The sequence below is a fragment of the Mycobacterium sp. GA-1841 genome, from assembly GCF_001954135.1.
In the GTDB taxonomy this organism is placed as follows: Bacteria; Actinomycetota; Actinomycetes; order Mycobacteriales; family Mycobacteriaceae; genus Mycobacterium.
Genome location: NZ_MBEQ01000029.1, coordinates 93900 through 115158 on the forward strand (window position 1 = coordinate 93900; position 21259 = coordinate 115158).

Annotated in this window: 16 protein-coding genes; 6 read left to right on the forward strand and 10 right to left on the reverse strand. The window is 66.7% G+C overall.

Annotated elements, in window-relative coordinates; genetic code table 11:
• Positions 1-94: 94 nt before the first annotated feature.
• The gene (locus tag A5740_RS09000) at positions 95-910 is read left to right on the forward strand and encodes an alpha/beta fold hydrolase (protein ID WP_076193279.1); all 816 of its coding nucleotides are present in this window, start codon (positions 95-97) and stop codon (positions 908-910) included.
• A gap of 190 nt (positions 911-1100) precedes the next feature.
• Here A5740_RS09000 and A5740_RS09005 read toward each other — a convergent pair whose 3' ends face one another.
• A complete protein-coding gene (locus tag A5740_RS09005) occupies positions 1101-1535 on the reverse strand; it encodes a hypothetical protein (protein WP_076193281.1) in 435 nt (144 codons plus the stop codon).
• Positions 1536-1683: 148 nt separating this feature from the next.
• Between A5740_RS09005 and A5740_RS09010 the strand changes: the two genes are divergently transcribed.
• Positions 1684-3348, forward strand: a complete 1665-nt coding sequence (locus A5740_RS09010; RefSeq protein WP_076193282.1) for a cytosine permease — start codon at positions 1684-1686, stop codon at positions 3346-3348.
• Here A5740_RS09010 and hisS read toward each other — a convergent pair.
• Both hisS and A5740_RS09020 read right to left on the reverse strand, forming a co-directional pair.
• A complete protein-coding gene (gene hisS, locus A5740_RS09015; protein WP_076193284.1) occupies positions 3345-4610 on the reverse strand; it encodes a histidine--tRNA ligase in 1266 nt (421 codons plus the stop codon). The two genes, A5740_RS09010 and hisS, sit on opposite strands and share 4 nt — an antisense overlap.
• Positions 4607-5287: an MBL fold metallo-hydrolase gene (locus A5740_RS09020; protein WP_076193286.1), complete on the reverse strand. Its 681-nt coding sequence runs from the start codon at positions 5285-5287 to the stop codon at positions 4607-4609. Before A5740_RS09020 ends, hisS begins: the two co-directional genes overlap by 4 nt.
• 97 nt (positions 5288-5384) lie before the next feature.
• Here A5740_RS09020 and A5740_RS09025 point away from each other — a divergent pair, with 97 nt between their 5' ends.
• Positions 5385-6260: a peptidylprolyl isomerase gene (locus tag A5740_RS09025; protein ID WP_076193288.1), complete on the forward strand. Its 876-nt coding sequence runs from the start codon at positions 5385-5387 to the stop codon at positions 6258-6260.
• A 66-nt stretch (positions 6261-6326) separates the two neighbouring features.
• Entirely contained in the window at positions 6327-7211 is an 885-nt protein-coding gene (locus A5740_RS09030) for a peptidylprolyl isomerase (protein ID WP_083653983.1), read from the forward strand.
• Between the two features lie 12 nt (positions 7212-7223).
• Here the strand turns inward: A5740_RS09030 and A5740_RS09035 are convergent, their stop codons facing one another.
• From A5740_RS09035 to yajC, 6 genes are all read right to left on the reverse strand, one after another.
• On the reverse strand, positions 7224-9599 hold the full coding sequence (locus A5740_RS09035) for a bifunctional (p)ppGpp synthetase/guanosine-3',5'-bis(diphosphate) 3'-pyrophosphohydrolase (RefSeq protein WP_076193291.1): 2376 nt from the start codon (positions 9597-9599) through the stop codon (positions 7224-7226).
• A gap of 39 nt (positions 9600-9638) precedes the next feature.
• A complete protein-coding gene (locus A5740_RS09040; protein WP_076193292.1) occupies positions 9639-10172 on the reverse strand; it encodes an adenine phosphoribosyltransferase in 534 nt (177 codons plus the stop codon).
• A complete protein-coding gene (locus A5740_RS09045; protein ID WP_076193294.1) occupies positions 10169-11830 on the reverse strand; it encodes an ABC transporter substrate-binding protein in 1662 nt (553 codons plus the stop codon). Before A5740_RS09045 ends, A5740_RS09040 begins: the two co-directional genes overlap by 4 nt.
• Before the next feature lie 5 nt (positions 11831-11835).
• Positions 11836-13140 (reverse strand): protein translocase subunit SecF, encoded by a 1305-nt coding sequence (secF, locus tag A5740_RS09050; protein WP_076193296.1) that lies wholly within the window; start codon positions 13138-13140, stop codon positions 11836-11838.
• Between the two features lie 3 nt (positions 13141-13143).
• A complete protein-coding gene (gene secD, locus A5740_RS09055) occupies positions 13144-14928 on the reverse strand; it encodes a protein translocase subunit SecD (protein ID WP_076193297.1) in 1785 nt (594 codons plus the stop codon).
• 72 nt (positions 14929-15000) lie between these two features.
• Positions 15001-15342, reverse strand: coding sequence for a preprotein translocase subunit YajC (gene yajC / locus A5740_RS09060; RefSeq protein WP_076193299.1), 342 nt, complete (start codon positions 15340-15342; stop codon positions 15001-15003).
• A gap of 171 nt (positions 15343-15513) precedes the next feature.
• On the opposite strand from yajC, the gene gabT reads away from it, so the two are divergent.
• The gene (gene gabT, locus A5740_RS09065) at positions 15514-16854 is read left to right on the forward strand and encodes a 4-aminobutyrate--2-oxoglutarate transaminase (protein WP_076193301.1); all 1341 of its coding nucleotides are present in this window, start codon (positions 15514-15516) and stop codon (positions 16852-16854) included.
• Positions 16855-16858: 4 nt separating this feature from the next.
• On the opposite strand, the gene A5740_RS09070 is transcribed toward gabT, so the two are convergent.
• The gene (locus A5740_RS09070) at positions 16859-17482 is read right to left on the reverse strand and encodes a hypothetical protein (protein ID WP_076193303.1); all 624 of its coding nucleotides are present in this window, start codon (positions 17480-17482) and stop codon (positions 16859-16861) included.
• A gap of 229 nt (positions 17483-17711) precedes the next feature.
• Between A5740_RS09070 and car the strand changes: the two genes are divergently transcribed.
• Positions 17712-21197, forward strand: coding sequence for a carboxylic acid reductase (gene car, locus A5740_RS09075; protein ID WP_076193305.1), 3486 nt, complete (start codon positions 17712-17714; stop codon positions 21195-21197).
• Positions 21198-21259: the final 62 nt, after the last annotated feature.

Sequence of the window (21259 nt, forward strand, 5' to 3'; positions counted from 1 at the left end):
ACACCGTGCGCGTGCGCCGGGTTCGTAGCAGTGAGCCGGCCGACGACCGGCCACTGCACGTATTCCGACGACTCACGATTGGACCTGGGCCAGAATGACATTCACGCCACCACTGACCGGCACGGTCGAGTACAACCGCGCCGGTACCACGCTGAGCCATCGGGTCCGTCCCGGCATCGGCACTCCCCTGGTACTCGTCCCCGGAGTCATGGCCGACGCGGCGACGTGGCAGCCGGTGGTGGACGCCATCGAGCTACCCAACCCGGTGATCACCCTCAACCGCCGGGGCCGCTTCCCCAGCGGCGCCCTGGGTACCGATTATTCGGTGGGTGTCGAGATCGCCGACCTCCGCCACGCCCTGGGTCGATTCGGCCCCGTCCACCTGTTCGGCTGGAGCTATGGCGCGCTCGTCGCATTGGAGACTGCGCTCGACACCACTCATATCCGGTCGGTGATCGCCTACGAACCGGTCGGCCGGCCCTTCGCCCCGAACGTCGTACCTCAGCTTCGCCACGCCGTCACCGCCGGCGACCTCGACCAGGCGGTCACGCTGGTCAATACCGAGGTCTCAGGATTTTCCGACGAGTATGTCGCCGAGCTACGGCGCAGTCCGGCTTGGCCGGTACTCCGAACACTCGCGACCCCACTGGCCGACGAATTGGCCGCGATCAATTCGCACCGACCAGCATTCGGTGGCTACCGACACATCGACATACCCGTCACCCTCATCCTCGGCGCCCTGAACCAAGACCGGATCCCTTACGGCAGCGCCTTTGCCCCGTTCGCGGATGCATTACCGCAGGCGAACCTCGTCCGACTGCCAGGGCAAGGCCACTTGGCACATGTCGAGGCACCGGCCACCCTTGCGCGCGCCATCACGGTTGCGGTGCATGCCGCTGAGCCGAGCTGAGACTGGTGCGCCGATGCCGCGGTTTCGGGTACGGCATCGGCGCGCGCCGTGGGCGCTTGCCCAGTCAATCGCAGTTCAGACCGGAAGCGGAACCGGTCCGTCGTGCACATGATCATCGAACACCAGTTCGAGTATGTCCGTCAAGGCGGATCTCAGATCGTGGGAGCCGGCGAATCCCGGGAGCTTCAGCTCACCACTGGCCGAGCTGGCACCGCGGGCTGTACGGATGATCATTCTGCACGGCGACCTGGCCGTCGACGGAAATCTCGCAGTGCGCGTTGGGCTGAGCCCGGCCACCGTGGGTGGTGCTGGCGACGGTGAAAATCGCCCACTGCGGGTCGGCCAGGGTCGTTTCGAACACCCATGGGGCGTCCGGCCCGACGTTGACGGTCGCCTTCTGCAGGTACTTGTACGCGTCGGCGTTGTAGGCGTCTTTACTCGGTGGCTGGGTCGTCAGGTAGTAGAGGTCGAATTCGTAGGGAGCGCCCGAAGTGAGCGTGTACTTGACCTGATGCCCCTGGCCGTCGGGCTCCGCATACGACGTTGCGTTGGAGACCGCCATCCCTGCGGCTGCCAGGACCAGCGCCGCTCCGACCGTGGTTGTCGCTTTTCGCATATTCGTCATACCCGTCATATCCCAGCACGCTACCGCCTTGTTACACGTGTGACAGGACCAGTGGTGCACACCGATGCGCGGACAACGTCCGAAATCTGTTCACGCTGGGAACATGACCGTCATCGGGAGGTAACAAGCCGCTCTTAATTTTTCCCGCATGACACAAGACCTCGGCAGTAAGCCGGCGGACGACACGGTCGAGCCTGGCCTCGACACCATGAATGCCACCAGGGAAACCCTGGAGGACTACACCTTGCGGTTCGCGCCGCGCAGCTACCGGAAGTGGTCGACCGGGGTGGTGGGGATCTCCGCCCTCGGCGGCATCGCCTACCTGGCCGACTTCGCGATCGGGGCCAACATCGGCATCTCGTACGGCACCACCAACGCGCTGTGGGGCATCCTGATCTTCGCGGTCGTCGTCGTCCTCACCGGATTTCCGGTTGCCTATTACTCCGCGCGCTACAACATCGACCTCGATCTCGTCACGCGCGGCAGCGGATTCGGCTACTACGGCTCCGTTGTCACCAACGTCATCTTCGCGACGTTCACGTTCATCTTCTTCGCGCTCGAAGGCTCGATCATGGCCCAGGGGCTCCAACTGGGCCTCCACATCCCGCTGTCGCTGGGCTACGCGGTGTCCACCCTGGTCATCTTCCCGCTGGTCATCTATGGCATGAAAGCGCTTTCCACACTCCAGGTCTGGACGACCCCGCTGTGGTTGATCCTGATGGTGGCCCCGTTTGTCTATCTCGTCGTGAGCCATCCGGAATCGGTCGGTCAATTCTTCGCCTATCAGGGCGAAAACGGGGTCAAGGGCTTCGATCTCGGCTCGACCCTACTGGCCGCAGGTGTGTGCCTGTCCCTCATCGCACAGATCGCCGAACAGAATGACTACCTGCGCTTCATGCCGCCGCTGACACCGGAGAACAAGCGCAGCTGGTGGACCTGGATGATCCTGGCCGGGCCGGGCTGGGTACTCTTCGGCGCCGTCAAGCAGATCGTCGGGCTTTTCCTCGCCGTCTACCTCATCGCCAACGTCGCCGACAGTGCCGGGATCGCCAACCAGCCCGTGCACCAGTTCCTGGAGATCTACGAGAACTTCCTGCCCGGCTGGCTCGCGATGACACTCGCAGTGGTTCTCGTGGTGATCAGCCAGATCAAAATCAATGTCACCAATGCGTACTCCGGTTCACTGGCCTGGACGAATGCATTCACCCGCGTGACGAAGCACTACCCCGGACGTCTGGTGTTCCTCGGCCTGAACCTGTTGATCGCGCTGATCCTGATGGAAGCCAACATGTTCGACTTCCTCAACACGATCCTGGGCTTCTACGCCAACTGCGGCATGGCGTGGGTGGTCGTGGTCGCCAGCGACATCGTGTTCAACAAGTACCTGCTCAAGCTCTCACCGAAGGAGCCCGAATTCCGGCGCGGCATGCTGTACGCGTTCAACCCCGTCGGTTTCGGTTCGATGCTGATCGCGGCCGGGCTGTCGGTGATCGCGTTCTTCGGCGGACTCGGCGAGGCCATCCGGCCCTACTCTCCGCTGGTCGCCATCGGCCTGGCGATGGTGCTGCCGCCGGTCATCGCCGTCGCGACCAAGGGCAGGTACTACCTACGCCGTACCGACGACGGTATCGACCTGCCGATGTTCGACGAATTCGGCAACCCGTCCGGCGCGCACCTCAAATGCCATGTCTGCCACCACGATTACGAGCGTCCGGACATGCTCAAGTGCGAGACGCACGATGCGTTCGTGTGCTCACTGTGCGTCAGCACAGACAAGGTCGCCGACCACGTACTGCCCGCCGGGAGACGCTAGCGGGCGAGACGGGAAAGGACCTCGACGACAACGGAATCGGCGGAGACATCGACCTGCTCGCCGGTCGCCAGGTCCTTCAACCCGACCGTGCCGGCCTCGATGTCGCGGTCTCCCGCCACCAGGGCGTACTTGGCACCCGAGCGGTCGGCCGCCTTCATCGCGCCCTTGAGGCCACGGTCGCCGTAGGCCAGGTCCACGCGCACCCCGTCGGCCCGCAGCCGTGCGGCCAGCTTCGCCAGCTCCAGCTTGGCTGCGTCGCCCAGCGGAACCCCGAACACCTCGACGCCACCGACGCCGGCCACGGACTTGCCCTCGGCCTGCAGCGCCAGCAGGGTGCGGTCCACCCCGAGCCCGAAACCGATACCTGACACGTCCTGCCCGCCGAGCTGCGCCATCAACCCGTCATAGCGGCCACCACCGCCGATACCGGACTGGGCGCCCAAACCATCGTGGACGAACTCGAAGGTTGTCTTGGTGTAGTAGTCCAAGCCGCGAACCATGCGCGGATTGATCACGTACGGCACACCGAGCGCGTCCAGGTGGGCCTGCACCACCTCGAAGTGGGCCTTGGCACTGTCGGACAGGTGGTCGAGCATCAGCGGCGCGTGAGCAGTCATCTCCCGCACCTGGGGCCGCTTGTCGTCGAGCACCCGCAACGGATTGATCTCGGCGCGGCGGCGCGTCTCTTCGTCGAGGTCCAGCTTGAACAGGAACTCCTGCAGCAGCTCCCGGTAGGCCGGGCGGCAGGTGTCGTCGCCCAGCGAGGTGATCTCGAGCCGGAAACCGTCCAGCCCCAACGACCGGAAACCGGCGTCGGCCACCGCGATCACCTCGGCGTCCAACGCGGGATCGTCGACGCCGATCGCCTCCACCCCGACCTGCTGTAGCTGGCGGTAGCGGCCGGCCTGCGGACGTTCGTAGCGGAAGAACGGGCCGGAGTAGCAGAGCTTGACCGGCAGCGCGCCGCGGTCCAGGCGATGCTGGATCACCGCGCGGATGACGCCGGCGGTGCCCTCGGGTCGCAGCGTCACCGAGCGATCACCGCGGTCGGCGAACGTGTACATCTCCTTGGACACCACATCGGTGGACTCCCCCACCCCGCGGGCGAACAACGCGGTGTCCTCGAAGATCGGCAACTCGACGTCGCCGTAGCCGGCTCGACGCGCCGAGGCCAGCAGACCGTCGCGGACCGCGACGAACTGCGCCGACTCCGGCGGGAGGTAGTCGGGCACGCCCTTGGGCGCCTGGAATGCAGAAGTCACAGAGTCAAACCTTCGAGAAACGGGTTGGTGCGGCGTTCGTGCCCGATGGTCGAGCTCGGGCCGTGCCCTGGTAATACCACGGTGTCGTCGTCGAGCACCAACAGCTTTGTCACGATGGAGGTGAGCAGGTCACGTCCGCTGCCACCGGGCAGGTCCGTGCGGCCCACCGAGGACCGGAACAGCGTATCGCCCGTGAACACGTTCCCAGCGGCCGATGCTTGCTCCGGCCCGCCGGAGACCCGGAACACCACCGAGCCGCGGGTGTGCCCCGGAGTGTGGTCGACGGAGACGGCGAGGCCGCCGAAATCGAGGATTGCGCCGTCGCGGTCCAACTCGATGAGCTGTTTGGGCTCGGAGAACAGCGCACCGAACGCGAGCTGTGCCAATCGGGGCCCGAACCCTTTGATCGGATCGGTCAACATGAACCGGTCCTCGGGGTGGATGTAAGCGGGGCAGCCGTAGGTATCGGCCACCTTTTGCGCCGACCAGACGTGATCGACGTGACCGTGCGTGAGCAGGACCGCGGCCGGGGTGAGACGGTTCTCGTCCAGGATGCGGCGCAGCCGGTCCATGGCCCGCTGGCCCGGGTCGACGACGATCGCGTCGGATCCTGGCCGCTGCGCCAGGACGTAGCAGTTGCAAGCCAGCATTCCGGCCGGAAATCCGGTGATGAACACGTTGCCAGTTTCCCATGGCCGCGGGTCGAGAAGCCCGGACCGCCGAACGCCTGGCAGACTCGTGACGACCCAACCGCACACAAGGAGGACTGCCGCGGTGCCGACCAACGAAGAACGGCGTGCGACGGCCAAGCGCAAGCTGGAGCAACAGCTGGAGCGCCATGCCGCCCAGGAACGCAAACGACGCATCGTGACCATCGCGGGGTCCGTGGTGGCAGCCATCGTCGTGATCGGTGCCGTCGTGGCGACGTTCGTGTTCACCGGTAAGGATTCCGGCAGTACCACCGCCTCGGCGGACACCACCACCGCGACGTCGGGCGCTCCCGCCCAACCGGCCGCCGATGGCCAGCTACCGGCCTTCGTCGCACCCGCGGACCTCGGCGCCAACTGCCAGTACCCGGCCGCGGCACCGGCGAGCAAGCCGAACACCCCGCCCCGCACCGGCAAGGTTCCCACCGATCCGGCCACGGTGAGCGTCAGCATGGTCACCACCCAGGGCAACATCGGCCTGCTGCTCAACAACGGCCAGGCGCCCTGCACGGTGAACAGCTTCGCCAGCTTGGCCGGACAGAACTACTTCAACGACACCCCGTGCCACCGCCTGACCACGGGTGGTCTGTCGGTGCTGCAGTGCGGTGACCCGACCGGGCAGGGCACCGGCGGCCCCGGCTACCAGTTCGCCAATGAGTACCCGACCAACCAGTACCAGCCGGACAACCCGGCGCTGCAGCAGCCGGTGACCTACCCGCGCGGCACGCTTGCCATGGCCAACGCCGGGCCGAACACCAACGGAAGCCAGTTCTTCCTGGTGTATCAGGACTCGCAGCTGCCCCCGAACTACACCGTGTTCGGCAAGATCGACGAGACCGGTCTGGCCACCCTCGACAAGATCGCGGCAGCCGGTGTGGCCGGCGGTGGACCGGACGGCAAGCCGGCGCTGGACGTTGAGCTGAAGTCCGTGGCCCTCGACTAGGTCACCGAGCCGTTGACCGTCCTGCCTCCGTACGGCGGTTACCCGCCGCCGGCCCGCACCAACGGCATGGCGGTCGCGGCACTGGTGTGCGCCTTCGTGATCGCACCGCTGGGCATCGTCTTCGGTCACATCTCGCTGTCGCAGGTCAAACGCAGCGGTGAACAGGGCCGTGGTCTGGCGATCGCAGGCCTGGTGATCGGCTATGTGATGACCGCGCTGTCGATCCTGCTGGCGGTGTTGCTGGTGGTGTTCGCCGCGTTCATGGCACGCACCGCAGAAAGTGTGTCGACGCGGGACCGCAGCACCGCCTCCGCCGCGTCCGAACTGCCGCCGTTCGCACCGCCGCCGAACCTCGGTGCGAACTGCCAGTACCCGCCGACCACCGAACCGGCCACCACGCCGGTCAAGCTGCCACGCACCGGCACCGTCCCGACCGCACCGGCCAGCGTCGAAGCCGGGATCGTCACCGACCGCGGCACCATCGGCCTCAAGCTGGCCAACGGCAAAGCGCCGTGCACGGTGAACAACTTCGCCAGCCTTGCGTCGCAAGGATTCTTCGACGGCACCCGGTGTCACCGGCTGACCACCGGAGACCTCGCGGCACTGCACTGTGGTGACCCGTCAGGCCACGGTAGCGGTGGGCCCGGTTACCGGTTCCCCAACGAGTACCCGACCAACCAGTACCGGCTCTCCGATCCCGCGTTGCGGCAGCCCGTGGTCTATCCGCGCGGCACCGTCGCGATGGCGAACTCCGGGTCCGGCACCAACGGCAGCCAGTTCTTCCTCGTGTACCAGGATTCGTGGTTGCCCCCGACGTACACGGTGTTCGGCACGGTCGACAGGACCGGGCTGGCCACCCTCGACAAGATCGCGGCGGCGGGTGTCGCCGGCGGCGGCACGGACGGTAGGCCTGCCATGGAGGTCGAGTTGGTGTCGGTGACCGCGGACTGACGCCCGCGCCGATCAGGCCGCCGACGTGATCCGGTAGACGTCGTAGACGCCTTCGACGTTGCGCACCACGCCCAGCAGATGCCCCAGATGTTTGGGGTCGCCCATCTCGAAGGTGAACCGGCTGATCGCCACCCGGTCGTTGGAGGTGGTCACCGAGGCCGAGAGGATGTTGACCTTCTCGTCGGCCAGCACCCGCGTCACGTCGGAGAGCAGCCGGTGCCGGTCCAGGGCCTCGACCTGGATGGCCACCAGGAACACCGACGACGGCGACGGCGCCCAGTTGACCTCGATGATGCGTTCCGACTGTTGTTGCAGCGACGCCGCATTCGTGCAGTCGGTGCGGTGCACGCTGACGCCGCCGCCGCGGGTCACGAAACCCATGATGGTGTCGCCGGGTACCGGCGTGCAGCACTTGGCCAGTTTGGTCAGGGTGCCCGGCGCCCCGGGTACCGCGACACCGGTGTCGTCGGTGCTGCGTTGCCGCACCGGCATGGTCAACGGGGTGGACCGTTCGGCGAGTTCGTCCTCGGCCGCGTCGTCGCCACCGAACTGTGCGAGCAGACGCTGCACGACATGGCGCGCCGAGACATGCCCCTCACCGACCGCGGTGTAAAGCGCCGAGACGTCGGTGTAGCGCAGCTCGCGGGCCAGCGCCGCCACCGAATCGGCATTGATCAAGCGCTGCAACGGAAGTCCACCCCGGCGAACCTCGCGGGCGATGGCGTCCTTGCCGGATTCCAGCGCCTCCTCACGGCGCTCCTTGGCGAACCACTGGCGGATCTTGGTCTTGGCCCGCGGCGACACCACGAAGGTCTGCCAGTCGCGCGATGGTCCGGCATTGGGTGCCTTCGAGGTGAAAACCTCGACGACTTCACCGTTTTCGAGCTTGCGTTCCAGGGCGACCAACCGGCCGTTGACCCGGGCCCCGATACAGCGGTGCCCGACCTCGGTGTGCACCGCGTAGGCGAAGTCGACCGGCGTCGACCCAGTCGGCAGGTTTATCACGTCACCCTTGGGGGTGAACACGAAAATCTCTTTGACCGCAAGGTCGTACCGCAGGGACTCGAGGAATTCGCCGGGATCGGCGGCCTCCCGCTGCCAGTCGAGCAGTTGCCGCATCCACGCCATGTCGTCGATCTCGGCGGCGGCGTGACTGTGTGGAACCCCGTTGCGGCCCTTGGCTTCCTTGTAGCGCCAGTGCGCGGCGATGCCGTACTCGGCGGTGCGGTGCATGTCGCGGGTACGGATCTGCACCTCCAGCGGCTTGCCCTCGGGGCCGACGACCGTGGTGTGCAGCGACTGGTACACGCCGTAGCGCGGCTGGGCGATGTAGTCCTTGAACCGGCCCGCCATGGGCTGCCACAGCGAGTGCACGACGCCGACGGCGGCATAGCAGTCGCGGATCTCGTCACAGAGGATCCGCACGCCCACCAGGTCGTGGATGTCGTCGAAGTCGCGGCCCTTGACGATCATCTTCTGGTAGATCGACCAATAGTGCTTGGGCCTACCCTCGACGACGGCGTTGATCTTCATGGCACTGAGCGCCACACCGATCTCGGCGCGCACCTTGGCCAGATAGGTGTCGCGTGAGGGCGCCCGGTCGGCGACCAGCCGCACGATCTCTTCGTACTTCTTGGGATGCAGGATCGCGAACGACAGGTCCTCAAGCTCCCACTTGACCGTGGCCATACCGAGCCGATGCGCCAGCGGCGCAATGACTTCCAATGTCTCGCGGGCCTTGCGGGCCTGCTTCTCCGGTGGCAGGAACCGCATGGTGCGCATGTTGTGCAGCCGGTCGGCCACCTTGATCACCAGCACCCGGGGGTCGCGGGCCATGGCGATGATCATCTTGCGGATCGTCTCGCCCTCGGCCGCCGAGCCGAGCACCACCTTGTCCAGCTTGGTGACGCCGTCGACGAGGTGGCCCACCTCGGCGCCGAACTCGGCGGTCAGAGCCTCCAGGGTGTATCCGGTGTCCTCCACGGTGTCGTGCAGCAGGGCCGCCACGAGCGTGGTGGTGTCCATGCCGAGTTCGGCCAAGATGTTGGCCACGGCCAGCGGATGGGTGATGTAGGGATCACCGGACTTGCGCAGTTGGTCGGAGTGACGCTGCTCGGCGACGTCGTAGGCACGCTGCAGCAACTGCAGATCGGCTTTGGGGTAGATCTCGCGATGGACCGCGACGAGCGGCTCGAGGACCGGGTTGACCGCACTGCGCTGCGCGGTCATGCGGCGGGCCAAGCGCGCCCGCACTCGACGCGAGGCGCTGGTCTTGGCGGCCTCCGGCGATGCCGGCGCAGCGGGCGCCGGCACAGTGGGCGCCGGCAGAGGAGGAGGCGATTGCACCGCCTGGCCCGTACCCGCGTCCGTACCCGTATCGCCGGCCATCGTCACCTCCCGCAAGCATTCAGAATTCGAGGATATCCCTCACACCGTGTGCAGACTGCTGACCCGCAGGGGCGCCACGGTCGCCCGGCCGTCCAGAGCCGTGAGTTCCAACACTACGGCCGCGCTCAGGACGTTGGCCCCGCCGTCGGACAACAGCCGCGTCGCCGCAGCCAGGGTCCCACCGGTGGCCAGGACATCGTCGATGATCACAACGTTGCGTCCGGTGATGTCGATTCCGTCGGCCGGAATCTCCAGCGTCGCCGTGCCGTACTCCAGCTGATACGTCGCACTGTGCACCGGCGGCGGCAACTTGCCCCCCTTGCGCACCGCCAGCACCCCGGTGCCCAGCCTGGTGGCCACCGCCGCGCCCAACAGGAAGCCCCGGGCATCCAAACCGGCGATCAGATCGGCGTCGGCGGCCGTGGCCGCCAGCGCATCGGTGACCGCGGCCAGACCCTCGGCATCGGCCAGCAACGGGGTCAGATCCTTGAACTGCACGCCGGGTTCCGGGAAGTCGGGAACTTCGCGGATCAGGGTCTCGATCAGCTGCGAGATGTCGCCGGCCGTGGTCATGTCGACAGTTTCCAGCGGTCCATGTTCCAGCCTGCGCCCCATCTGGTCGGGTTGTTGCTCACGGCGTACATCTTGTTCGACGTCAGCACGGTGCGCTGCTGGCGGTACAGCGGCAGCGTCGGCATGTCGCCCCACAGGATCGGCGCACCCTCTCCCACCAGCCGGGCCAACTCCTTCGGATCGGTGGTGACGGCCTGCGCGTCGATGATGCCGTCGATCCGTTCGTTGGAGTAGTTGGGCAGGTTGTTGCCGTTGCCGGTGTGGAACGCGTAGGCGTCGATCGCCGAGGAGCCCGACGATCCACTGCCCGCGGCGCCCCCGGTGCCGGCCAACAACGCATCGAACTCGTTGTTGCGCAGGGCCACCGGGCCGGCCGTGGGCGACGCGGCGTCCTCTACCTTGATGCCGGCCGCGGCGCACGATTTCGCGATCGCACCGACCGTGGCCGCCAGCCTGGCGTTGGGTGTCTGGTAGCCGATGCGCACGGTCAACGGCTTGTTGTTGAGCGCGGCACGCGCTGCATCGGGATTGGCCACGGCGAATTGACCGGCCTCACCGGTGTTTTCGGCCGCGCTGAACGCGTCGTCGGCGACCGGGCTCAGGCGCGAGTTGATGATCGGGGCACCGGCGTTGCGAGCGATCACGTCACGGGGCGTGCACAGGGCCACCGCGCGGCGGGCCGGCGGCCCCGCCAACGGACCGGACGGCGCGAAGATCAACTGTTCGACCCCGGCCGAGGGACTCTCCATGCTGACGTAGTCGTCGGGCAGGTTGAGCAGGCCCGACGACCCGGACTCGATGTCGACGACGTCGTAGGCGCCTTCGTTGACCCGATCTTGGATGTCGGCTCCGCGCGGCCACACCTCGATCCGCTTGGTGATCGGCGGAGTGCCCCACCACTTGTCGTTGGCCACCAGAACCACCGCACCGTCCTGCGTGACCGAGTCGATCCGGTAGGGCCCCGAGGACGGGAACCGTTTGAGATCCAGGTCGGGTTTGAGGTCCCAGATGGTGTTCCACGCGTCGGCGATCTTGGCGATGGTGGGCTGGTCGCCGGTCTGCAGCGCGCTCGTCACTCCCCCGTCGCCCAGCCCCAGCTCGTCGGCGATGACGTGGGCGGGCATCAGGGAGGTCGCCGCGAACAGGTGGCCGTAATCGAGGAAGCCGCGGTCCTGGGCGAAGGACACCCTGGCCCGTTTCTGGCCGGGCGCGCATTCCACCGACCCGATGTCGCGGTAGCCCGCTCGGCTGGCGGCGTCGAATCCCGGGAACCGACCCGATTGCGCGCCCCAGGCCAGCACCATGTCGTCACAGGTGATCGGCTTGCCGTCGGAATAGACCGCCTTGTCGCTGATCACGTAATCGAGCACCAGCGGAGCCCGGCCCACGACCGACACCGCGCCGAAATCGTTGTCGGCGACGACCTGGCCCTCCGGGCCGTGATAGGCGAAACCGGTGAGGGCGCGGGCGAACGCCTGGGGGCCCGCCGAGGCAGCACCGGCCACCGTGTTGGTGTTGTAGGTCGTCAGTGTGCCGTCGACGGCGTAGTCGATCTCGTCAGCCGAACTGCCCGAGCATGCCACCAGCCCCGAACCGCCGACCAGGGCCAGCGTCACCGCCGCCGCGACCGTCCGGGCCCGGACCCGCCACTGCACCATCGGGTTTACCGCCGGGTGTTCCGCTTACCCGACGGACGGCCGGTCCGCGAGGCCGGACGTGCGCCGGGCGCCGGCTTGTCCGGTGCCGGTTCGGCCGCCACCGAGGCCGATACGGTCTCGGTCTCGGTGGACTCCGCATCAGCGGCGTCCTTGCCTGTCGACGCCTTGGCGCCCTTTTCCCGACGGTTGAGCACCTTCTGGGTGTGCTTGCGCACCAGTTCGGTCCGCTCACGCAACGACACCAGCAGCGGCGTGGCGAAGTAGATCGACGAGTACGTGCCGACGATGACGCCGACCAGCTGGACCAGCGCCAGGTCCATCAGGGTGCCCACGCCGAGCAGCCACACCGCGACCACCATCAGCGCGATGATCGGCAGCACCGAGATGAGGCTGGTGTTGATCGAGCGCATGAAGGTCTGGTTCACCGCGAGGTTGGCCTGTTCGGCGAAGGTCCGCCGGGTGGTGTGCTCGAAGCCGTGGGTGTTCTCCTCGACCTTGTCGAACACGATGACGGTGTCGTACAGCGAGAAGCCCAGGATCGTCAGCAGGCCGATGACAGTGGCCGGGGTGACCTCGAACCCGACCAGCGAGTAGACACCGGCGGTCACGACGAGGTCGAAGACCAGGGTGGCCATCGCGGCCATCGCCATGTACCGCTCATAGCGCCACGCGATGTAGATGGAAGCCAACACCAGGAAGATCACCAGCGCGATCAAGGCCTTCTGGGTGATCTGGCCGCCCCAGGTCTCCGACACTGCCGAGTCGCTGATCACCTGCTTGCTCGGCTGGCCGTCACTGCCCTTGGGGTGGAACGCCTCGAACAGCGCAGTGCGCAGCTTCTCGGTCTCGTCGTTGGTCAACGTTTCCGAGCGGATCTGCACGGTCGCCGAGTCGCCGCTGCCGACCAGCACGACGGACTCGGGCGCCCGGTTGATGGTCTTGTTGAAGACGTCTTCGACCTGTTGGACCGTGACGGTTCCCGCGGAACCGGCCGACGGCATCGAGACCTTGGTCCCGCCTTCGAAGTCGATGCCGAAGGTGAATCCGCGCAACACCATGCTGGCGAGCGCGATCGCCACGATGACGCCGCTGACCAGGTACCACAGTTTGCGGCGACCGATGACCTCGAAGGCCCCGGTACCGGTGTAGAGCCGGACGAAGAACCCGTGCTTGGGCAGGGCAGCCGACGTGGATTCGAGGCTGGATGCCTCCACCGCGCTGGTCGTGACGTCCTCGGCGGCAGTGTCTTCGGAGATCTTGGTGTCCTCGGAGATTTTGTTCTCGTCGGAGGTCTTGTTCTCTGTAGCCATGTGTTATCCCCGTCCCGCAGTCGCATGCGAAGCCGCCCGGCGTTCCCGCGCGATCTGCTGGACCGCGCCGAGACCGTTGAGGGCAGGTTTGGCCATCGTCGGGGACTTGGACGCCAGGTAGACCAGCGGCCAGGTCACCAGGAACACCACCACGACGTCGAGGATCGTGGTCAACCCCAAGGTGAAGGCGAAGCCCTTGACCTGGCCGATGGCCAGCGCGTAGAGCACCGCGGCAGCCAAGAACGTCACAGCGTTGCCGGACACGATCGTCTTACGGGCGCGTGCCCAGCCTCGGGGCACCGCCGACCGGAAGGACCGGCCTTCACGAATCTCGTCCTTGATGCGTTCGAAGAACACCACAAAAGAGTCTGCGGTGGTGCCGATACCGATGATCAGACCGGCGATACCGGCCAGGTCAAGCGTGTAGCCGATATACCTGCCGAGCAACACGAGGATCGCGAAAACCATTGCGCCGGCGGCAACCAGCGACAACGCCACCAACAGGCCCAGCACGCGGTAGTACAGCAGCGAGTACAGCAGGACCGCGGCCAGACCGACGGCACCGGCGATCAGGCCGGCTCGCAACGAGGACAGACCGAGGGTCGCCGACACTGTCTCGGCCTCCGACGATTCGAAGGACAACGGCAGCGAGCCGTACTTGAGCACGTTGGCCAGTTCCTTGGCGGTGTCCGAATTGAACTGGCCCGTGATCTGGGTGTTCCCGCCAGGGATGGCCTCGCGGATCTCCGGTGCGCTGACCACCTGCGAGTCGAGCGTGAACGCGGTCTGCGTGCCCACGTTCGCCGCGGTGAAGTCCGACCAGGTCTTGGCTCCGCCGCTCTTGAACGTGACATCGACGACGTACTGGCCCTGCTGCTGGTTCAGGCCAGAGGTGGCGTCGGCGATCTCCTCGCCGCTCATGATCGAGGGGCTCAGCAAGTAGACCGTCTGCCCGTCGGTGGAGCACGTCACGAGAGGCAACTTCGGATCGTCGTTGCCGGCCAGCACGTCGTCCTTGTCGCAGTTCTGGGCGCGCTCCATGATCGCCTGGATCTGCATCATGGGGTTGGTGCTCTGGCGAATCGTCTTCGCAAGCGTGATCAACGCAGCGCGGGTCTGCGCTTCGTCAGGCTGTGCCGGGGCGCCGGGACCCGGGGCGCCGGGAGCCGGGGGCGCCGGAGCCGGAGCTGGGGTGGGCTCCCCCGGCGTCGGTGCCGGTTCCTGCGGATAGGGCCGGGGCTGCGGTGCGGGAGCAGGCTCACCGGGAGCAGGCTCTCCGACTGGCGGTGCGACGGGCTCACCGGCCGGCGCACCGGGAAGCCCTGGCAGCGCGCCCGGTGCTCCGGGTGCTGCCGGCGCTCCGGGTGCCGCTGGTCCGCCCTGGGCGGTGAGCTGCTTGAGCTGCTGGACGGGTATTGCGCGGGCAACGGGCCGGATGTACAGCCGGGCGGTCTGGCCCAGGTTGCGGGCCTCGTTGCCGTCGTTGCCGGGCACGGTGATCACCAGGTTGTCGCCGTCGATGACGACCTCGGAGCCCGAAACGCCGAGACCGTCGACGCGGGCACTGATGATCTGTTGGGCCTGGTTGAGGGCCTCTCTGGTGGGCGTAGAGCCGTCCGGGGTGCGCGCTGTCAGCGTCACCCGGGTACCGCCCTGCAGGTCGATGCCCAGTTTGGGCTTGGCCTGCTTGTCGCCGGTGAGGAACACCAGCAGATAAACGCCGATCAGAAGGACCAGGAAAAGCGTCAGGTAGCGGGCAGGATGCACCGGCGCCGAAGACGATGCCACGTTGCTAGGGTCTCCTCGAGATCAGTTCGTCAGCACCGCAAAGGGTACGTGCTTGGCCTGGGTGCTCAGCTGTCAGTCTTTCTTGAGACCGTCGGTGTCGGTGACACCGGTGCTCTCGGTCAATTCGGTCGCGCCGGATTCGCTTTCATCCTCGGTGTCCTCCTCGATGCGGTCGCGCACGGCGAGCTTCATCCAGGTGGTGATGACACCGGGGGCGATCTCCAGGTCGACATTGTCGTCGGTGATACCGGTGATCGTGCCCTGCAGACCCGAGGTGGTGTGGATGCGGTCCCCGATCTGCAGCGAATTGTGCAGGTCGATCGTCGCCTGCATGGCCTTGCGCTGACGACGCGACGCAAAGAACATAAATGCGCCCATGACGATCAGCAGGGGCAGGAAAATGACGAGATCCATGTCAACAATGTCTTTCGTGTCGGGTCAGAAGTCAGGGCGACCGAGGCCACGATACCGCCGTCGACCCGCGCCACCCCATTCGCCGCCGATTGGCAGGCCTGACGACTAGGCTCGTACCGCACTCCTTCCGGCATCGTCGATGAGTATGCCGATGAGTATCAGGAGGCCGAGTTGAGCCACCCCGAGCAGAGCCGCCACCTCGCGACAGCGATTCCCGGCCCCAAATCCCAGGCACTGATCGATCGCAAGAACACCGCCGTGGCTCGCGGCGTGGGCACCACCATGCCGGTCTATGCCGCCCGGGCCGGCGGCGGCATCGTCGAGGACGTCGACGGCAACCGACTCATCGACCTGGGCTCCGGCATCGCGGTCACCACCGTCGGCAATTCCGCGCCGCGGGTGGTCGGGGCGGTCACCGCGCAGACGGCCGAGTTCACCCACACCTGCTTCATGGTGACGCCCTACGAGGGATATGTGGCGGTCTGCGAACACCTCAACCGGCTGACCCCGGTCCGCGGCGACAAGCGGTCGGCATTGTTCAACTCCGGGTCGGAAGCCGTCGAGAATGCCGTCAAGATCGCCCGCTCCCACACCCACCGCTCCGCAGTCGTCGCTTTCGACCACGCCTATCACGGCCGCACGAACCTCACGATGGCGCTGACGGCCAAAGCCATGCCCTACAAGCACGGGTTCGGCCCGTTCGCACCCGACATCTACCGGGCGCCGCTGTCCTATCCGTTCCGTGACGCCGAGTTCGGCAAGGACCTGGCCACCGATGGTGCGCTGGCCGCCAGGCGGGCCATCGACGTGATGGAGAAACAGATCGGTGCGGACAACCTGGCCGCAGTCATCATCGAGCCGATCCAGGGCGAGGGCGGGTTCATCGTGCCGGCCGAGGGCTTTCTACCCGCCCTGCTGGACTGGTGCCGCGACAACAACGTGGTGTTCATCGCCGACGAAGTGCAGACCGGGTTCGCCCGCACCGGCGCCATGTTCGCGTGCGAACACGAGGGCATCGACCCCGATCTGATCGTCACCGCGAAGGGCATCGCCGACGGCCTGCCGCTGTCCGCGGTGACCGGGCGCGCCGAGATCATGGACGCTCCGCATGTCTCGGGCCTCGGCGGGACCTACGGCGGCAATCCGATCGCGTGCGCGGCGGCGCTGGCCACCATCGAGACGATCGAGGCCGAGGGTCTGATCTCCCGTGCTCGGCAGATCGAAGCGTTGATGAAGGATCGCCTGGGCCGTCTGCAGGCCGAGGACGACCGGATCGGCGACGTACGGGGCCGAGGCGCGATGATCGCCGTCGAACTGGTCACGTCCGGCACTATCACCCCCGCCCCGGAGCTGACCAAAGCACTGTGCGCCGGTGCCCACGAGGCGGGGGTGATAGTGCTGTCCTGCGGCACGTACGGCAACGTGCTGCGCTTCCTGCCGCCGTTGACGATCAGCGACGAGTTGCTCATCGAGGGGCTCGATGTGCTCGAGCTGATCCTGCGCGACCTGTGAAGCGCTAGTGCGCGTGGGTGTGCCGACGGCCGAACATTCCGCCCCAGTGCCGGCGCTCACGCCCTGCGGGGACGACCTCCGTCGGCTGTGCATCGGCAACCGCGACGGGCTCGGTCGACGTCGTCGTGGCGACGGGGCGACGCGCGTACTCGACGTCACGCAGACTGCGGACCGACAACCGACCGACCGCCATGGCACCCAGCAACACGATGAGCGCGCCGAGGCCGGAGAAGTAGGCCAGTTCCAACGACACCCGCTTGGCGTCGGTCACGGCGATCGGCATCCCGGCGTCGCCGATGCCCAACGGTCCGGCGAGCGCGCGGCCGATCACGAACCACGCTCCGCCCAAGACGGCCAGCCATGCGCCGAAATGCGCCGTGGCCCGGTTACCCGAAACCAGCAGGAGCAGGCCACCCAGCGCCGTCACAGCGCCCGGAAGCACCTCCAACCAGCCACGCGCCGACGTCCACACCCAGGCTTGGTCCGGGGTGAAGGCGAAGTCGAAGTATGGCCCGATGAACGGGATCAATGCACCCCAGAGTCCCAGCAGGACCAGCAAAAGGCCGCTGGCGGCGCCGCGACTGCGCCGCATCCGTAGGCGCGAGCCGCGGGTATCGATTTCGGTCATGATGCCTCCTTTGACACCCCGGTGGGTACCCCGCCGACAGCAGACGTAACGCATCGGCCGGCGCTTAGCTTCACGCCGCTGCCCGCGGACCGGAACGATCGAACTCACAGCACATTGACAGCTCCAGAGCTGGTTTTTCGGAAATAAGTTTAGCTTCACTAACGTAGTAGTTCGGTAGCGCAACGTCGCGCGGGTGATTATTCAGCTATTTGCGAAGAGGGAATTTTTGATGCCATTTGATACCCACGATGAGCACCTGGCGAGCCGTATCGCCAGCCTGACCGCCGATGACCCCCAGTTTGCCGCCGCGATACCCAGCGACGCCGTTACCGCTGCCGTCGACGTCCCCGGGATGCGGCTGCCCGAGATCGTCCAGACCCTCCTGCAGGGCTACACCGAGCGGCCGGCGCTCGGCGAACGCGCGCTCGACTTCGTCGTCGACCCCGCCACCGGCCGCACCACCGCCCGTCTGCTCCCCCGGTTCGACACCATCAGCTACGGCGAACTCTTCGAACGCGTGCGTGCCCTGGCCGCCGCCCTGCACGCCTCCGGCGTGGCTGCCGGCGACCGCGTCGCGATCCTCGGGTTCACCAGCGCCGACTACACCGTGATCGACACCGCCCTGGGTCAGATCGGTGCGGTGTCGGTTCCATTGCAGACCAGTTCTTCGCCCGAGGCGCTCGCGCCGATCGTGGCCGAAACCGAACCCACGGTGATCGCCGCGAGCGTCGACCACCTCTCCGATGCCGTCGAACTGGCGTCGACCGCCCGCGCTCTCACCACAGTGGTCGTCTTCGACCACCACGTCGAGGTCGACGATCATCGCGACGCCGTGGCGTCCGCCGCCGAACGGCTGAAGTCGGCCGGCACTGCCGTTGAAACCCTGGCCGACCTGATCGCCCGCGGCGCCGACCTGCCCGCCGCGCCTGCTCCCGAGGCCGACGACACCGACCCGCTCGCATTGCTGATCTACACCTCCGGCAGCACCGGCGCACCCAAGGGTGCGATGTATCTGCAAAGCGCGGTGGCAAAATTCTGGCGGCGTAACAGTGGCGCCTGGTTGGCCCCGACCACCGCGTCGATCAACCTCAGCTTCATGCCGATGAGCCACGTGATGGGCCGCGGCATCCTGTACGCGTCGTTGGCCGCGGGCGGCACCTGCTACTTCGCCGCACGCAGCGATCTGTCGACGCTGTTGGAGGACCTCGCCCTGGTGCGACCCACCGAGCTGAATTTCGTTCCGCGCGTGTGGGAAATGATCCACAGCGAGTACCAGAGTCGTGTCGATCAGCGCCTGGCCGAGGCAGACCAGGACCGTGACGCAGTCGAAGCCGAGGTACTGGCCGAGGTGCGCGACAAGGTTCTCGGCGGCCGCTTCATCGCCGCGATGACCGGCTCGGCGCCCATCTCCCCCGAGCTCAAGGCCTGGACCCAGGAAATGCTGGGCATCCACCTGCTCGAGGGATACGGCTCCACCGAGGCCGGAATGGCCCTGTTCGACGGTGCGGTCCAGCGTCCGCCGGTGATCGACTACAAGCTCGTCGACGTCCCAGACCTCGGCTACTTCAGCACCGACCAGCCGCACCCGCGCGGCGAGCTGCTGCTCAAGACCGAGAACCTGTTCCCGGGCTACTACAAGCGTCCCGAGGTCACCGCGTCGGTGTTCGACGAAGACGGTTTCTACCGCACCGGCGACGTCGTCGCGGAGATCGGCCCGGATCAGCTGCGCTACGTCGACCGGCGCAACAACGTGCTCAAGCTCGCCCAGGGTGAGTTCGTCACGCTGGCCAAGCTGGAAGCTGTCTTCGGCAACAGCCCGCTGGTGCAACAGATCTACGTGTACGGCAACAGCGCACAGCCCTACCTGCTGGCCGTGGTGGTGCCGACCGACGCAGACGTGTCGAAGGAGGCGATCGCCGAGTCCCTGCAACAGGTCGCTCGCGAAGCCGATCTGCAGTCGTATGAGATCCCGCGTGATTTCCTCGTGGAGACAACACCTTTCACCCTGGAGAACGGTCTGCTGACCGGCATCCGCAAACTGGCGTGGCCGAAGTTGAAGGCGCACTACGGCGAGCGGCTCGAGCAGCTCTACGCCGAGCTGGCCGAGACACAGGCCGGTGAACTTCGAGCACTGCGGTCGCTCAGCGCCGATGCCCCGGTGCTCGAGACCGTGAGCCGGGCCGCCGGTGCCCTGCTGGGCGCCGCGGCGTCCGACCTGGGGCCTGACGCCCACTTCACCGATCTGGGTGGAGATTCGTTGTCCGCGTTGACCTTCGGCAACCTGCTGCGCGAGATCTTCGACGTGGACGTCCCGGTGGGTGTGATCGTCAGCCCGGCCAACGATCTGGCGGCCATCGCCGGCCACATCGAGACGCAGCGCAGCGGGTCGAAGCGCCCGTCCTATGCGTCGGTGCACGGCAGGCATGCCGCTGAGGTCAGTGCGGCCGATCTGACGCTGGACAAGTTCCTCGACGCCAAAACCCTGGCCGCGGCTCCAACCCTGCCCAAGGCGCGCAGCGAGGTGCGCACGGTGCTGCTCACCGGCGCCACCGGCTTCCTCGGCCGTTACCTGGCACTGGAATGGCTGGAGCGCATGGACCTCGTCGACGGCAAGGTCATTGCCCTGGTTCGGGCCAAATCCGACGAGGAGGCGCGGGCCCGGCTCGACGCCACCTTCGACAGCGGCGACGCGAAACTGCTTGCCCATTACCAGAAACTGGCCGCCGACCACCTCGAGGTGATCGCCGGTGACAAGGGTGACGAGAACCTCGGCCTGGATCAGCAGACCTGGCAGCGGCTCGCCGACGACGTCGACCTGATCGTCGACCCGGCGGCTCTGGTCAACCACGTGCTGCCCTACAGCGAACTGTTCGGGCCCAACGCCCTCGGCACCGCCGAACTGATCAAGATCGCCCTCACCACGAAGATCAAGCCGTACACCTATGTGTCGACGATCGGCGTGGGCGATCAGATCGAGCCCGGGAAGTTCGTCGAGAACGTCGATGTCCGCCAGATGAGCGCGGTCCGCCAGATCAACGACGGGTACGCCAACGGCTACGGCAACAGCAAGTGGGCCGGCGAGGTCCTGCTGCGCGAGGCCAACGATCTGTGCGGGCTGCCCGTGGCGGTGTTCCGCTGCGACATGATCCTGGCCGACACCACGTACTCGGGCCAGCTGAACCTGCCCGACATGTTCACCCGGATGATGTTCAGCCTCGTCGCCAGCGGTATCGCGCCCGGGTCGTTCTATGAACTCGACGCTGACGGCAACCGGCAGCGCTCGCACTACGACGGGCTCCCGGTCGAGTTCATCGCCGAGTCCATCTCGACGCTGGGCGGGCAGTCCGTGGAGAGCTTCGAGACCTACCATGTGATGAACCCGTACGACGATGGCCTGGGCATGGACGAGTTCGTCGACTGGCTGATCGAGGCCGGCTACCCGATCGAGCGCATCGCCGACTACGGGCAGTGGATCCAGCGCTTCGAGAGCACCCTGCGCGCGCTGCCGGACAAACAGCGTCAGGCCTCCCTGCTGCCGCTGTTGCACAACTACCAGCAGCCCGAAAGGCCGATGCTGGGTGCCCTGGCCCCGACGGACCACTTCCGGGCCGCGGTGCAGGAAGCCAAGACCGGGCCGGACAAGGACATCCCCCATGTCAGCCCGGCGGTGATCGTCAAGTACATCACCAACCTGCAGCAGCTCGGACTGCTCTAGCCCCCGCGCCCGCCCCACACCCGAGTGGGGCGGGCGCCTTCGGGCGTGACGCATCTCGCACC